Raw genomic sequence first — 15,484 nt, 5'->3', positions numbered from 1 at the left:
ATGACGAACAGGCAATGGTTTGCGCTGCATTCCTGGGCTGGTTTTGTGCTGGGGGCACTGTTGCTGCTGGTATGCGTTACAGGTGTATTAGCCACGCTTAGCTACGAAATACAGTACCTGAGTGACAGCAAATACCGCGCATTTAGCAGCCGCAGCGGCCCGGTTAACTGGGCACAGCTGGAGCAAAACCTGGCAGCCGCCTACCCGGATAGCCAACTGCTCAGCGTACAGGTGCATCAGCAGGCTTATCTGGCGGGCGAAGCGTCACTGGCTACGCCAGACGGCTTTCGCTTTGCTTATTTTGATCCGGCCAGCGGCAGCCTTACCGGCAGTGGTGACTGGGGCCGGTTGTCACGCTTTTTGCGCAATTTGCATATGTATTTGTCGGTTGAGGGCATGGGCAAGGTTGTTGTGACTTCGCTGAGCTTTTTACTACTTATTTCGCTAATCTCCAGCTTTTATGTTTATCGTAACTGGTGGCAGCAATGGTTACGCAAACCCGGTAAATGGCGCTGGGGTGTGCGCAGCAGTTGGGCATCGTGGCACAAGCTTATCGGTTTATGGAGCTGGTGGTTTGTCTTGCTGATGACGTTGACCGGCCTGTGGTACTTTACCGAGCATTGGCTGCTAAAAACACCGCTGCAATTTTACCCGGCGATACCCAGAGCAACTTTGAGCACTACACTGCCAGAGCAGCCATTATCGCTAACTCAGATCACCACAATAGCCCAGCAGCATAGACCAGAGCTGGATATCCGTGCGGTGCTGTATAACAGCAATGCCAAAGCGCCGATTGTGGTAACCGGACAGGCGGGAGATTTACTGCTGCGCGACCGGGCGAACCGTATTTACCTGGATAGCGCCGGTAATGTGATGGGCAGCCAGAGCAGTGCCGATTTAGCTGTACTGGCTTACCTGACTGATATGGCCGACCCGTTGCACTTTGGCAATTTTAGCGGCCTGGCAGTTAAACTGATTTATGCGCTATTTGGCAGCGGCCTGTGTATTTTGGTCGCCGGGGGTATGCGTATGCACTGGCTGCGTACCAAACATAAACAGCCAAGTTTAGCCCGCTGGCTGGGCCTGTTCGGCTGGCTGGCACTAGTGGTGGTGCTTAGCGGTATTATCTGGACCAGCATAACATTCTCGCAGCGTGAGCTAAGTAAGCCGCCATTATCACCGCTGCTGGGTACGCTGGTGGGGGCTCAGCCGTCTTGATCTTCTGCTACTGCAGCTTGCTGATACAATGTTTCCAGCGCTTCGCGTAATGTCGGGTAAAAGCTAAGCTGGCCCGGCACGGGTTTTACCCCGGCTTTGGCCAGGGTTTTTAGTGGCTGAAACTGTAAATCGGCGATCACCAGCTGGGTTTTGCTTTTATGGCACTTGCTGATCAGTTTATTCAGCGCAGCCAGGCCACCGGCATCCAGCAAGGGTACGCCGTCCATATACAGCACCAGGCCGCGGCTGCGCTCACTTAAGCGGGCGATATCGGCAAAAATGCGATCGGCGGCGGCAAAAAACAGCGGCCCGCTGATTTTCAGCACCTGCCAGCCTGCGGGGATCGGCTGTTCAACCTGTTTACGGTTATGGCTGATATCGGTCACTTTACTCATTTCGGCAATTTCTTTTACAAACAGCAACGCCGCCAGCAAAATACCGGCACTAATGGCGATCACCATATCAAACAGCACAGTAAGGGAAAAACAGGTGATAAATACCCAAATATCGCTGCGCGGAGCGGTTTTCAGTAAATGCACGGCTTTTGGCGCTTCGCTCATATTCCAGGCTACTATTATCAGCAGTGACGCCAAAGCAGCCATCGGTACATAAGATAACACCGGTGCCAGCAATACCAGCCCCAGCAGCAGCACCAATGCGTGCACTATCGCTGCTACCGGTGACTGAGCACCGGCTTTAAAATTGGCCGATGAACGCGCCAACGCGGCTGTGGCGGTAATGCCGCCAAAGAACGGCGTAATAATATTACCAAGGCCCTGGCCGAACAGTTCGCTGTTGGCGCTGTGGCGCCGCCCCGACATGCCATCCAGCACTACAGCACAGAGCAGGGATTCAATAGCACCCAGCATGGCCATGGCAAAAGCGGCTGCCAGTAAATCCTTAACCAGTTGCCAGCTAAAGCCTAACAGTTCGCCATCAGGGCCGGGCCTTAGCCAGGGCCAGTCAAAATAAGGCAAATAGGGCGGAATACCGTTGCCGCTGGCGCCATCGGGCGTGGTGTAACTAAAGCGCGAACCTATGGTGTCCAGATCTGCACCCAAACCCAGCAGCAATAATGCCAACAAGGTGCCAATAAATAGTGCCGGTAGATGGGCCGGTATAATGGTTTTTAGCCTGGGCCACAGCAGCATAACGGCCAGCGTTACCACGGCAACCAGCAAGCTGGGCCAGGATAATTGCGGCAGCATGTGCCCCAGTATCAGCAGTTTGTCGACAAAGTGCTCTGGCATAGCTTCTATTGGCAGGCCAAAAAAGTCTTTAACTTGTAGGGTGGCAATAACTACAGCAATGCCGCCGGTGAAGCCTAAAGTGACGGATTCGGGAATATACTCAATTAGCCGCCCCAACCGCATAAAAGCCATAACCAGCAGTAAAACACCGGATAACACGGTGGCAATCAACAAACCGCTTAAACCGTACTTTAACGCTACCGGATATAAAATAACCACAAAGGCTGCGGTGGGGCCGCTAATGCTGTAGCGCGAGCCACCGGTTAGCGCAATCACCAAACCGGCGATAATAGCGGTGTACAAGCCGTATTGTGGCGCCACGCCAGAGGCAATGGCCAGCGCCATCGCCAGCGGAATAGCAATAATGCCCACGGTAATGCCGGCCAGCAGGTCTTTACCGAGTTTATTCAGGCTATAACCTTCGGCCAGCACTTCGCGCAGGGCATGGCCAGCACGCAGGGAAAACAGGTGGGAACGGTCAGACATAACAGCATCCGCCATAAAAGCCGCTAAGGGATAAACTTAGTGTAGCGCCGACAAAGGCTTACGCCTATGCGCTTTTAGTATGGTTGTACTGCTTTAACAATAGCGCAATACTGCTTACCTAGAATAACCACAAGGCTAAGCCAAAAGGAGTCGTTATGATAAAAGCCATTAAGTTTGTTTTGTTGTTCAGTATATTTACTGGTTGCAGCATGCTGGTAAAAGTAGGCGCCACCAGCCTGGTTGTTGAAAGCTTTAATATTCGTTACGACAACCCGGCCGATGCAATTAATGCCTGGCCAAACAGGCAGCAGCTGATATATGGCCACTTAAAAACACTGCAGCCTGATGTGCTGGGTTTACAAGAGGTGTTGCACCATCAACTTAATTGGGTAAACGAGCAATTGCCTGATTACAGCTACATTGGTGTGGGCAGAGACGATGGGGTTATTGCCGGTGAGTTTGTGCCGTTGTTTTATAATAAAAATACCATTAAAAAACTGGATGGCGGCAACTTTTGGTTATCTGAAACGCCCGATGTTGCCGGCTCAATCGGCTGGCAGGCCCAGCTTCCCCGTGTTGCCAGCTGGGGGCATTTTGAAAAAGACGGCAGTGATTTCTTTGTATTTAATGTGCATTTTAGCCATGTAAGCGATATAGCCCGGCAAAAAAGTGCTGAATTTTTACTGACACATATTCCGGCTATTGCGGGTAATAAACCGGTTATTTTACTGGGCGATTTTAATATGTTGAACAATAGCGCAGCATACAAAACGCTTACCTCTGGCCGCTTGCTACCGTTAACCGATACCACAGTTTTGGCAAACGCCGAAGATGTTGGCACCTATAACGGTTTCGCCGCAGGCGACAGCGACAGCGACCGCATCGATTATATTTTTATCAGCAATGGCTTAAAAAGCCATAACTACCGCACTTATCAACTGGGCGTTGCCGGTGTGTATATTTCTGATCATTTTCCTATTTCGACGGTCGTTACCTTGCCGTAAAAGCCTTAGTGCAATACAACTGCACTGAGGCTTACCCCGGTGCAGTTTTCCGTTGTCGACGTTAAAGGTATTGTTTTAACCAGGCTGCAGTTTCGGCATCGGCTTCAGCGCGGTTGGGGTATAGATCATGATCGGCGCCCGGATAGATCACTAATTTATGTGGATGACCTTTTTCAGCCAGTGCTTTGGCCAGGTTTTGCGATTGCGCCACTTCTACCCGCACATCTTTATCGCCATGCAATAACAGTATTGGCAGCTTAGGTGGTAGTTTGTCGAGCCAATGCAACACCGAGCGTGCCTTTAACTGCGCTGCTTTCTCAGTAGCGTAGTCAGGTATAAAGCGGGTGTAGATATTCTCCATCGCTTGGCGCACCGCCAGACTGGCCTCTAAATCGGTCACGCCGGCTGCAACAATCAGTGCTTTTAACTGCGGCATATCACGCGCTGCCAGATAGCTCATCATACCGCCACGGCTGGCGCCTTTCATGGCAATGCGCTCGCTATTTGCATCGGACATACCCTGAATAATGGGAAGCAAATTCTTGATGTCATTGACATCATTGCCGCCAAACTGATCGAGTTTAATTTCACCTGTTACCGATGTTGGAAAGGCTTTAGCACCGCGATACTGGCTGGCAATGACAATATAGCCCAGCTCCGCCAGTGGCATCAAACTGTGCTGAATCGCACCATACACCAAGGTGCCCCCCTTCGCATTGCCACCGCGGTTATAGATCAGCACCGGCAACTTTGTATTTGCCGCTGTATTTTTTGGCCGCACCATTACGCCTTCTACCAGAATGCCGTCGGATTCATAGGCGAATACCCGGCAATCCAACGTCTGCTGCCGCCGTTCAACATCGGCTCTGGGCAAGCGTTGGCTAAACATTTCAGCATTAAATTTTGGCTTTTTGCTTAGCATCGCCAGCCAGCTGTCATAGCTGGCAAAAGGGCCGTAATAACAGCTGAAATTTTCTTTTAACGAGCTTGCGGTGGAAAACGCCGGTAATAATTCCGGGCCGGTTTTTGCTTTTGCCGGCTCAGCCTGCGTGGTAGTAGCCAGCAGTAAGCTACTGAGTAAAATCAGAAAAGGTTTCATAGACACTCCTTGTTAATTTAGTAGGCACAGTAAATTAACAAAGATGCGTTGGCAAGCTTAAAGAAAAACCGCCGCTAACTTAGCCGGCGGTTTTAGGGAGAGTCTATAAGTTTCAGTTCGCGCTTTGCAGTAGCAACAGGCCGTTTGCCGCCAGTGCATTGCCATCAAGATCAAAGGCCCAGCCAGCGCTTAAACCGTCACGGTTAATAGCGCTGATATCCTGCGCGCTGTCACTCAGGTTTAAGATAAACAGGCTTTTACTGCCGTTTAGCTCACGGCTAATTTGTACTACGCCGTTATCTAATTGTGTTACCTGATAACTGCCATCTGTGCCCAGTTCTGGCCGCTGTTTTTTCTGTGCAATTAAAAATTTATACAATTGCCAGATGGAATCTGGCTGCGCCTGTTGTGCAGCCACGCTGCGATCTTCTGCCTGCAGTTGCTTAGCCAGAAAATCCGGCCACCAGTTAGGAAAACCTTCACCGAACAGCTGCATTTGCTCTACCCAGCTGTTGTCAGCTTTGGTAAAGCCAGCCTGTTTGCTGTTATCCCATTGCATAGGTGCGCGTTTAAAGACGTCGTGGCCACTGCGATCCTGGGTTAAGCCAATTTCTTCACCGTAGTAAATGTAAGGTGTACCGGGTGAGCTAAACAACATAGCTGCTGCCAGTTTAGCTTTGGCATCATGCTGTTTTAGCTGATAAGCAATACGTTCCTGATCGTGGTTGGTTAAAAACGGCGCAAAAAAGTGCAGAGGTGCCTCAGACTCAGTACGTTGTTGCGCGTTTTGCTGTAATACCGAGGCATCCGCTACCTGCTGCTGTGCGGAGTGCATAGTGCCAAACTGCGCTTCGCCACCGGCATTGGGTTGCAGTAAGCCAAGAATTTTATAGCCGACTTCAAAATCAAAGCCCTGGTCCAGGCCTTTACCCCCGCCGTAGTAGCGCGCTGCTACCGGAATATCTACCCAGGCTTCGCCCACTAAGTATGCTTCCGGGTTAACGCTTTTAACAAATTGGTTAAAATCCTGCCAGTAGGCGATGGTTTCTTCAGTGTCGGCCTGGGCATCGGGGCCGCCTTCCATTGCAAAACGTACGGCATCCAGGCGAAAGCCCGCCACGCCTTTATCCAGCCAGAATTTGGCCATTTTTTTCATTTCGGCAATAACATCGGGGTGGCGCAGGTTTAAATCGGGCTGGCTGGCGCCAAAGGCGGCGTAATACCAGGCTTTGCGGGTGTCGTTATAGTGCCATACAGCTTCGGGCTTATCGTTGTCGCTCCAGGCATGGCCCCAGCCACTGCCCGCAGGCGGCATATCATCACGCCAGACAAAATAATCTTTGTACGGTGCTTCACCGGCCGCCGAGCGTTTAAACCAGTCATGTTCACTGGAGATATGGTTAATCACCAGATCCAGTATCACCTTCATGCCTTTGGCATCAGCGGCCTGAATAAAAGCTTCAAACTCAGCCATGGTGCCGTAATCACTTTCTACCTGATAAAACTCGGTAAAGTCGTAACCGTGGTATGAAGGTGCCTCAAACATTGGCGTTAGCCATAGCGCATTTACGCCCAGTTCCTGCAAATAGGCTAGTTTGGCGGTCATGCCGTTAAAGTCGCCGTGGCCATCGCCACTGGTGTCATAAAAACTGCGCGGCCAGATTTGATAGAACACTGCCTCCTGCCACCAGTCTTTAGCAGCCTCACTTTGCTGCACTGTGGTTACCGCTTGTGGTGCACTGGATTCAACGCGGGTGGTTGGTGCAGGCTTGCAACCGGCCAGTAGTAAAGACAGCGCCAGTGCGCTTAAGGTAAAAGCTTTCATTGCGTCCCCGTCAGAGTATTATTTTATGCAGCGTGCCAGTATTTAGCACAGTGCAGCAATATGGTGCAGTTTTGCTAATTAAAGGTTGGTAATAACGCCAAAACAGTGCAACAACAAGATGAATACGTATGCACAGTTTTGCGCAAAATGGCTGCTATCGTGTAGTTTAGGCCAACATAAGAAGCATCATAATAGAATAAAAATATCCGGGGACCTGTAATGAAACAACCTAAGCTCTCTTTCTGGCAGATCTGGAACCTCAGTTTCGGCTTTCTTGGTGTGCAAATTGGTTTTGCGCTGCAAAACGGTAACGTTAGCCGGATTTTGTCAGACTTAGGCGCAGATCTGTCGTCGCTGTCTTTATTCTGGCTGGCAGCTCCTATTATGGGCTTGCTGGTGCAGCCTATTGTCGGTGCGGCGTCTGATCGTACCTGGAACAAACTCGGCCGTCGTTTGCCGTTTATGCTCGGTGGCGCGTTAGTGGCCGCGGCCGCAATGGTGTTGTTGCCCAACTCGTCAATGATGGTGGCTTTTATTCCGCCAATGCTATTTGGCCTTATTATCTTCGCCATTAAAGATGCCGCCTTTAACGTTACCTTTCAGCCGTTTCGTTCTCTGGTGTCCGATATGGTGCCGGCAGAGCAGCGTAATCTGGGCTACTCAGTACAAACCTTGCTGATTAATATTGGTGCCGTATTTGGCTCTATTTTGCCTTTTGTTTTAACCAATGTGGTCGGGCTGGAAAACGCCTCTAAAGCCGGTGAAGTTGCCCCTTCTGTTATTTGGGCATTTTATATTGGCGCTACGGTATTGCTGGGCTCTGTACTTTGGACAGTATTTCGCACCAAAGAATATGCGCCTGAGCAATATTATGCCTATAAAGGGCTGGATTCAGAAGCGCAGGCGTTAGCCGAGCAGGTACGCCAGTCGCGTTCACTGGGCGAAAAACTCAGTGATTTCTGGCAAACAATGAAAAGCATGCCGCGTATTATGAAGCAGCTGGCGTTGGTGCAGTTTTTCTCCTGGTTTGCTCTGTTTATTATGTGGACTTATTTCCCGGCCGCTATTGCACAAAATACCTGGGGCGTTGGTGTAGAGTGGTATGACGGTGCCTATATTGCCCAAATGGGTGGGGTACCGGCACATATCGCCGCTGCTAAAGGCGCTGCCGGCGACTGGGTAGGTATTTTATATGCCGGTTACTCGCTGTTTGCCGTGCTGTTTTCATTGGTAATGGCCAAACTGGCTAACTTGTTTGGCCGCAAGTTTGTTTATTCAATATCGTTGTTGGCCGGTGGCCTGGGTTATTTAAGCTTTGTACTGTTTACCGACCCGACTATGACCCATGTAAACTTGTTGATTACCGAGGTAGAAATTCCTAAAGGCGCACTTGGCCTGATGCTCCCGATGCTGGGTGTGGGTATTGCCTGGGCGGCTATTCTGGCTATGCCATACGCAATACTGGCTGGTGCCTTACCAGCAAATAAAACCGGCGTTTATATGGGTATTTTTAACTTTACCATTGCTGCGCCGCAGATTATCTCCGGGTTAATTGCCGGTTGGATCTTAGGCTCGGTATTTCAGAACCAGGCGGTGTATATCGTGATGCTGGCCGGTGCCGCTATGGTGCTGGGTGCGCTGTCGGTATGGCTGGTTAAAGAGCAGGATGTTACTACGGCGCAGTAAGCCAAAGCACTACTACTATTATTAACGGGCTATGATGCCAGTACCCGCAACTTCGGTTACGGTATTGGCATTAGCGCGCTCTATTATTTTCACCAGCACAGACTGAATGGTTTCATCTTCGCGTACATCCTGCGTACTAACAAAGCGTTGCTGTTGCGGCGTTTCACCCTCAGCAGACATAAAGCTCACCACCACTTCAGTGGCGCAATCGGCTGTGGCACCAAAATAGGCCAATGTAATAAGCGGGTATCCATCAAAGCCTTTGCTTATTTGCTTTGTAATGCGTTTTCTTGCTTTATCCAGCTTCATTCTAAAGCCTTGTGTTAGTAGGGGCAGGCGAAACTATAACACCAAATGCCACTGTGCCATTCAGGTAAAGTAGCAGAGCATCAAATGGCTGGCTCTGCAAACACTAGGGAATGCTAAGGCAAAGGATGCGCGACAAAAAATTGCCAAATCAATTCAGTAGCAGAGGTAGCAGAATCTGTGTTTCCTAAACCAAATTTCGCCATAACGTTAGCTTGTGCTGAGCCAGGCCAGGTATGCCCTGCATTCGCAGAGCGGTAAAACACAATATCAGCGCCTTGCTGGCATTTGGGGTAACTCAGCATTGTGACATCAGCAGTAATAACTTTTTCGGTTGCGGGTTGCTGGCATTGGTTGTTTTTAATCCAGCCGGCTAAAGCATCCTGTACTCCCATTCGCCAGTAGGGGGCTGAGTTATCCTGATGTTCGTAATGATTCACGGTGTCTTTTTTACCGTGAAACGTAATAACCGGCATAGGGCGCGATGGTTGGCAGTCTTCCGGATAACGCACACCGGCTACCGGCCCAATAGCCGCTATAATCTGTGATAAATCACAGCCTAAGCGGCTGCTCATGCGCGCGCCGCCGGAGAAGCCTGTCGCGTAGACTCTGGCTGGATCAATGGAATACTGCTGCTTTAGGTGTGCAATTAATTGGCGTATAAACGCGACATCGTCAACGGCGCCTTCAATTTTATCCACGTTCCATGTTACGCCGCCACCTTGCGGTGCGTATTTTGCTGCCGGAGTCACCACCATAAAACCTTTTAATTGCGCCAGTTTTTCAAAAGCAGATAAATCAGCCTGCGCTTGCGGTGAAGATGATGAACCGTGAAAATTCAATACCAGTGGTATCAGGTCGTCTTTGGCATAGCCTGAGGGTAAATAAATACGCCACTGCCGTTGCTCGCCATCCACTATTATTGACTGCAGGCTATCAGCGGGCGCAGAGGCTGTATTCAAGCTAAAAAACGCAGTAAGAAATATCACAATATATATTTTCATTTTGCTAAACCTTTGTTTTAGCCTGAAAGGCGGTAAACGCGATTGCGGTAACATTAATTTTTGGCTTGTCACCATATTCGCTTATTTCATCTATTCTAAGCCAGATCAAGCCAAATATAGTAGGGTAATTAACCGGCTTACTCATCAGCTTGTTACCATATTACGTTAAACCGAATGCGCTCAGCCGTTTAGAGCACGGGGTAGAAAACTGCTAACATGCAGCGGCACTATGCTAAGGTACAACAATAAAACCTAGCCTTTTAATCAACCTGGAGAACACCCGTGCTAAGGTCCGGTAAACTTATCGTTTTATTTACGTATGCGCTGCTGAGCCTGGGCTTGTTGGCGCTGGCCCCGGCTACCTTAGCTGCCAGTGCTACTGAGCAACTGCAAAAAGTGATAGAAGACCACTGGCAATACAGCCTGCAAGAAGATCCTGTTACCGCTGGCCGCATGGGGCTTACGGGTTACAACGATCGCCTGCCGGCTGTTACTGCCGCCGACCGTGCCCGTCGTTTTGGTACTGAACAACAGTTGTTGCAGCGGCTTAGCGCCATCGAACTAAAGCAATTAACGGATGCAGACCGGGTTAATCATCAGTTACTCAGCTGGGTGCTGCGCAATTCTATTCAAGCTAACCAGTTGTTCCTTGAGCGTATTCCGGCCAATACTTTTTACAGTTTCTGGAGCTTAGCTCTGGAGGCCAGTAGTGGCCTGTCCATGTCAAAAGTAGCTGATTATCAAGACTATATCAGCCGCATCAAAGATTTTGGCCGTTACTTTGACGAAAACATCGCCAATATGCGCAGCGGTATTAAAGACGGCTTTGTATTGCCCAAAATTGTCATCCGCGGCATAGCGCCAACGGTGCGTGCGCAGGTGTACAGCGAGCCAGACCAAAGCAGCTTATACGAGCCGTTTAAAAAGCTGCCAGCCGCTTTTTCTAAAGCTGAAAAACAGCAGTTACAAAGCGCGGCCAAACAGGCTATTGCGCAAGTCGCACTGCCGGCATTTGCCCGTTTAGCCGATTTTCTCGAAGGTGATTATATGCAGGCCGCCACAGACAGCCTGGGAGCAGAACAATTGCCGGGCGGCAAAGCTTACTACCGTCATACGATCAACACTTATGTCACTGCAGACATCGACCCGGCCGATATTCACAACACAGGCCTGGCTGAAGTAAAACGTATCCGCGGCGAAATGGATGCGCTGATTAAAGACGTCGGCTTTAGCGGCAGCTTTACCGACTTCACTACATTTTTGCGTACCGATCCGCAGTTTTATGCGAAAACACCACGTGAGCTATTAAAAGAAGCGTCGTACATTGCTAAGCGCATAGACTATCGTCTGCCGGAGTTCTTCGGCAAACTGCCACGCCTGCCTTACGGTGTAGTGCCGGTGCCCGCCGAGATAGCCCCAAATTACACGACAGCCTCTTACAATCCTGCAGCTATTGGTGGCATCCGTGGCGGTGCTTATTGGCTAAATACTGACTCGTTAGATCAACGGCCATTGTATGAGCTGGTCGCCTTAACACTGCACGAATCTGTGCCAGGGCACCACTTACAAACTGCATTGTCACAAGAGTTAGAAAACGTGCCGCAATTTCGCCGTAATTTATATCTGAGCGCCTATGGTGAAGGCTGGGGTCTGTATGCCGAACGGCTTGGCGTGGAAATGGGCGTGTATGAAAACGCTTATCAGCAATTTGGCCGCCTGAGTTATGAAATGTGGCGTGCTTGCCGTTTGGTCATCGACACCGGTATTCATTCGCAAGGCTGGAGCCGGCAACAAGCGCTGGATTTTCTCGCAAGTAATACCTCGTTATCGCAAGCTAACGTGCGGGCCGAGGTAGACCGCTACATTTCCTGGCCCGGGCAGGCGCTATCGTACAAAATGGGCGAAATTACCATTCGCCGCTTGCGCGCCAAAGCAGAGAAAGCGCTGGGCAACAATTTTGACCTGCGGGCGTTTCATGATGCATTACTGGCCAACGGCGCACTGCCATTGGAAATTCTCGAAGCTGAAATGGATCGTTTTATTGCCAGCGCCGGTAAAAACAGCAGTACCAGTGCTGATCACTGAGCGGCCCGGTTCTGAGCTATAGGGCGAAGCTTGTTTCACAGTAATCTATTTCCGTTCTGATTATTCTCTGGTCGTGCAGCATGCGGCCGGTTAAACCTGCGCTGACTTCTCAGGCTGCTACACTTATCTGCAAGGATAAACTGAGGAGAAGATTGTGATTGTCAGCGATACCCGACTACATCAACCCAGGCTTCACCCTATTCATGGGGTGTTGCTTGCGGGCACTTTCGTACTATTTTTCATCGGTTTGCTCAGTGATCTGGCGTATATGTCAAGTTACCAGATCCAATGGAGCAATTTTGCGTCCTGGCTAATCGCAGCCGGGTTGTTGTTCGGCGGCCTGTCATTGTTATGGGCTATCATCAACCTGATCCGGGCAGTTGAGCATGGCCGGCAATTTGTATTGTATACCGCGCTGCTGTTGGCTTTGTGGGTGCTGGGATTTATCAATGCGTTAATCCACGCCAGAGATGCCTGGGCTGTTATGCCTACGGGACTAATTCTGTCAGTGATTGGTGTTTTACTCGCAGGGGTTACAACCTGGCTCGGTTTCGCTAAGTTTGGCGTGGGAGGTGTACGATGATTTACCTGCAGTTATATAAGCAGTTATTTGCTGCTGTTGCTGTTGCCGGGCTATTGGCGGCCTGCAGTGGTGATGACCCGGAGCCTGCGCAATATGGCGCAAACCCGACACTGCCAGAGCCTGAGTATGGGTTATTGCCCGATATGACAATCGCAGAGCCGGCGCCATGGGGCGATCAGCAACCGACGGTGCCTGAAGGCTACACTATCTCAGCTATAGCCACTGATCTGAAGGTTCCGCGGCAGATGCTGCTGCTGCCCAACGGCGACATCCTGATTGCCGAAGGTAAGGGCGGTAATGCGCCGGCGCTAAAACTAAAGGACGTGATTGCCGGCTATATAAAATCAAAAGGTACCACTGCAGTAAAAAGCGGTGATCGGCTGACGTTATTACGCGATGCCGATGGCGACGGTAATTATGAGTTACGTAGTGTGTTTGCTGACAAGTTGAATGCGCCATACGGTCTGGCGCTGATTGATAACAAGCTGTATGTCGCTAACCAGGACGCTCTGGTGCGTTTCGATTATCAAGCAGGCCAGACAGAAGCTACAGCGCCACCGGTTAAAGTGACCGATCTGCCATCACTAATCAATCATCACTGGACCAAAGCTTTGGCAGCGAGTGCAGACGGACGTTTTCTTTACGTTGGCATTGGCTCTAACAGCAATATTACCGAGCGGGGCATGGTAGCAGAGGCTGACCGTGCGATGATCTGGGAAGTAGATGCTCAAACCGGGGCACACCGGCCTTACGCAACAGGCTTACGTAATCCAACGGCGCTCACCATACAACCAGAAAACGGCCAATTGTGGGCAGTAGTGAATGAGCGTGACGAGATTGGGCCAAACCTGGTGCCTGATTATCTGACGACAGTTAAAGAGGGGGCTTTTTACGGCTGGCCCTACAGCTATTGGGGCCAGAATGTTGACGATCGTGTTCGGCCACAAGACCCGGAAAAAGTGGCGTCGGCTATCAAGCCTGATTATGCGCTGGGATCGCACGTAGCCGCGCTCGGGCTCGATTTCTCTGCAGCCGCCATGGGTGCCGAATTCGCAGAAGGGGTATTTATTGGTGAGCATGGTAGCTGGAACCGTAACAATCCGGTGGGCTACAAAGTGGTATTCGTACCGTTTAGTAATGGTGCTCCCGCAGGGCCACCGGTAGATTTTGTCACAGGCTTTTACGGTAAAGATGGCAAGACCCGGGGCCGGCCAGTTGGCGTAATAGTAGATCCAAGAGGCGCATTAATTGTTGCCGATGATTTATCCAATACCATCTGGCGTGTGGTTCCTACTGCTGCTGGGCAGCCGGTTGATTAATAATATCTATCACAGCGTTGGCCGAGCGCACGGCCGACTCCAGCAGCGGCACGCCTTCGCAGGCCCATGAGCCACAAAAAAACACCTGACGGCCGCTTTGGTGGTGCCATTGCTTAAGGGCCTTATGCACCTGTGCAGTGTCTGGGGTAACAACAGCGCGCTGCAGCGGTATCCGTGCCAGTACGGTATCGGGCTTTGGTTCAAACAACGGGTTCCAGGTTTGAAACACCGGCGCACAGTTTTGTAGCGTCGGTTCAACCTGGTTAACCCAAACAGTAAACATCGGCTTTGTTAGAGTTTTATCCAGCTGAAAATTCAGAGCGGTCCAGTCTTGTTGTTTTAGCGGCATAAAGCGGCTGTCCTGGTGCACCCAAAGCTCGCCTGAATCAAAACCAATGTATTGCAGCATTTCGCGTTCAGCGCCAAACTGGGTGTCATCCAAAAAGCTTAGCTGGTTAGCCTGAGTGGCAATAATTACCCGGTCAAACACGCCCCCATCGCCACGTTCGTTATAAACCTTTACTCCTTGCCCGCCTGTTTTAACCTGCACTACAGGGCTGCCACTATGCAAAGGCAGGCCTTTAGCTAACGCCTGCACCAGTGCTGAAGTGCCGCCTTCCAGCCGGCAAAGCTGGCTGCTGTGTAAAATGCCATTGAGTAATAACAATAACTGCGCTGCCGGCCATTGCAGCAGATGTTTTTCCTCGCAGGTGCAAATGGTGGTAAGAATAGGTAATACAAGGCCGCGCCAGAACAGTGGGTCAAAGTTGTGTTGCTGCAAAATGTCAGCCAGCGTAGCATTTTTCAGCGTAGCATCGTTGATATGACGCTCAAGCTGGCGGGTTAAGCGCCGCAGCTGCCAGATACCCAGCCCTATACGCAGAGCGTTGCGGTTGAGGTAGCGCCACGAGCCAATAAAGGGCCAGCCCAGCAGTGGTACTTCGCCACTGCGAAACCAGGTGTGGCGGTTAGTCCAGCTGCAGGAGGTATGAGTTTGCACATTAAAAGTACCTACGCCCACTTCTTTGGCAAGTGCAAGCAGGCTGGGCCAGCTTTCGGGGCTCATGACACGCAGGGGGACATCCACCAGACCGTTGTTTACGTTAAAGCTATGGGCATCCATACCGTGGCTGTTGTGTGTTTCAAATACAGTAACATTATGGCCGGCACAGCGTGCCCGATAGGCCGCCGCTAACCCCGCCATACCGCTGCCAATTACAGCAATAGAGTATGTGATCCCACGTTCAGCCATTAATGCCCTCCCGGTTAGGCTACATCAGCAACATCTGGCGATGTTGCTTTTAGACAATAGGCTAAGTAAAACACATTTAAGCTTTGGGTGTCGGGGAAGAGCACAATGGCTGGGCGGCGTTAGGGCTAAAGTGTGCCTATTTCTGTGCGCGATAATAGGCAACCAGCGCATTGGCGTGGCCGTGGCCAATGCCGTGCTGCGTTTTTAAAAACGCTACCTGTGCCATATGCGGCTGTTCCTTCACGCTATCCAGTAAGGTTAACCAGTGTTGTATGCTCTGGCCGTAGTTTTTTTCAATCGACGGAAAGTAAGACGCCGGGCCTTTAACAGCTTGTTCTGTGCTCATTGGGTTTCTCCTGTTCGCTAA

At 50.7% G+C, this 15,484-nt stretch carries 13 protein-coding genes; 6 read left to right on the top strand and 7 right to left on the bottom strand.

Annotated elements, in window-relative coordinates; translation table 11 throughout:
• Positions 1 to 1,218, top strand: a complete 1,218-nt coding sequence (locus MJX74_RS01250; RefSeq protein WP_240220136.1) for a PepSY-associated TM helix domain-containing protein — start codon at positions 1 to 3, stop codon at positions 1,216 to 1,218.
• On the opposite strand, the gene dauA is transcribed toward MJX74_RS01250, so the two are convergent.
• Entirely contained in the window at positions 1,206 to 2,954 is a 1,749-nt protein-coding gene (dauA, locus tag MJX74_RS01245; protein ID WP_240220134.1) for a C4-dicarboxylic acid transporter DauA, read from the bottom strand. The two genes, MJX74_RS01250 and dauA, sit on opposite strands and share 13 nt — an antisense overlap.
• Before the next feature lie 155 nt (positions 2,955 to 3,109).
• Here dauA and MJX74_RS01240 point away from each other — a divergent pair, with 155 nt between their 5' ends.
• Positions 3,110 to 3,958, top strand: a complete 849-nt coding sequence (locus MJX74_RS01240; protein ID WP_240220132.1) for an endonuclease/exonuclease/phosphatase family protein — start codon at positions 3,110 to 3,112, stop codon at positions 3,956 to 3,958.
• Positions 3,959 to 4,019: 61 nt separating this feature from the next.
• Here the strand turns inward: MJX74_RS01240 and MJX74_RS01235 are convergent, their stop codons facing one another.
• Positions 4,020 to 5,057: an alpha/beta hydrolase family protein gene (locus MJX74_RS01235; RefSeq protein WP_240220130.1), complete on the bottom strand. Its 1,038-nt coding sequence runs from the start codon at positions 5,055 to 5,057 to the stop codon at positions 4,020 to 4,022.
• 112 nt (positions 5,058 to 5,169) lie between these two features.
• The gene (locus MJX74_RS01230; RefSeq protein WP_240220128.1) at positions 5,170 to 6,882 is read right to left on the bottom strand and encodes an alpha-amylase family glycosyl hydrolase; all 1,713 of its coding nucleotides are present in this window, start codon (positions 6,880 to 6,882) and stop codon (positions 5,170 to 5,172) included.
• A 219-nt stretch (positions 6,883 to 7,101) separates the two neighbouring features.
• Here MJX74_RS01230 and MJX74_RS01225 point away from each other — a divergent pair, with 219 nt between their 5' ends.
• Positions 7,102 to 8,568, top strand: coding sequence for an MFS transporter (locus MJX74_RS01225; protein ID WP_240220126.1), 1,467 nt, complete (start codon positions 7,102 to 7,104; stop codon positions 8,566 to 8,568).
• A gap of 21 nt (positions 8,569 to 8,589) precedes the next feature.
• Here the strand turns inward: MJX74_RS01225 and MJX74_RS01220 are convergent, their stop codons facing one another.
• Positions 8,590 to 8,877 carry a hypothetical protein gene (locus tag MJX74_RS01220; protein WP_240220124.1) on the bottom strand — a complete coding sequence of 96 codons (288 nt, stop codon included), beginning with the start codon at positions 8,875 to 8,877 and terminating at the stop codon, positions 8,590 to 8,592.
• Between the two features lie 113 nt (positions 8,878 to 8,990).
• Complete coding sequence (locus MJX74_RS01215; protein WP_240220123.1) at positions 8,991 to 9,878, bottom strand: extracellular catalytic domain type 1 short-chain-length polyhydroxyalkanoate depolymerase; 888 nt, start codon at positions 9,876 to 9,878, stop codon at positions 8,991 to 8,993.
• Between the two features lie 282 nt (positions 9,879 to 10,160).
• Here MJX74_RS01215 and MJX74_RS01210 point away from each other — a divergent pair, with 282 nt between their 5' ends.
• The 3 genes from MJX74_RS01210 to MJX74_RS01200 all read left to right on the top strand — a co-directional run bounded on the left by MJX74_RS01210 (position 10,161) and on the right by MJX74_RS01200 (position 13,865).
• Positions 10,161 to 11,963 (top strand): DUF885 domain-containing protein, encoded by a 1,803-nt coding sequence (locus tag MJX74_RS01210; RefSeq protein WP_240220122.1) that lies wholly within the window; start codon positions 10,161 to 10,163, stop codon positions 11,961 to 11,963.
• A 154-nt stretch (positions 11,964 to 12,117) separates the two neighbouring features.
• Complete coding sequence (locus MJX74_RS01205) at positions 12,118 to 12,546, top strand: DUF2231 domain-containing protein (protein ID WP_240220121.1); 429 nt, start codon at positions 12,118 to 12,120, stop codon at positions 12,544 to 12,546.
• Complete coding sequence (locus MJX74_RS01200; protein ID WP_240220120.1) at positions 12,543 to 13,865, top strand: PQQ-dependent sugar dehydrogenase; 1,323 nt, start codon at positions 12,543 to 12,545, stop codon at positions 13,863 to 13,865. Before MJX74_RS01205 ends, MJX74_RS01200 begins: the two co-directional genes overlap by 4 nt.
• On the opposite strand, the gene MJX74_RS01195 is transcribed toward MJX74_RS01200, so the two are convergent.
• Together MJX74_RS01195 and MJX74_RS01190 are read right to left on the bottom strand one after the other, a co-directional pair.
• Positions 13,837 to 15,117 carry an FAD-dependent oxidoreductase gene (locus MJX74_RS01195; RefSeq protein ID WP_240220119.1) on the bottom strand — a complete coding sequence of 427 codons (1,281 nt, stop codon included), beginning with the start codon at positions 15,115 to 15,117 and terminating at the stop codon, positions 13,837 to 13,839. The genes MJX74_RS01200 and MJX74_RS01195 overlap by 29 nt on opposite strands.
• Before the next feature lie 136 nt (positions 15,118 to 15,253).
• Positions 15,254 to 15,463 carry a DUF4287 domain-containing protein gene (locus MJX74_RS01190; protein WP_240220118.1) on the bottom strand — a complete coding sequence of 70 codons (210 nt, stop codon included), beginning with the start codon at positions 15,461 to 15,463 and terminating at the stop codon, positions 15,254 to 15,256.
• Positions 15,464 to 15,484: the final 21 nt, after the last annotated feature.

It is taken from the genome of Rheinheimera hassiensis, from assembly GCF_022436675.1.
GTDB lineage: Bacteria > Pseudomonadota > Gammaproteobacteria > Enterobacterales > Alteromonadaceae > Alishewanella > Alishewanella hassiensis.
This window is presented reverse-complemented; position numbering and strand designations above follow the sequence as displayed.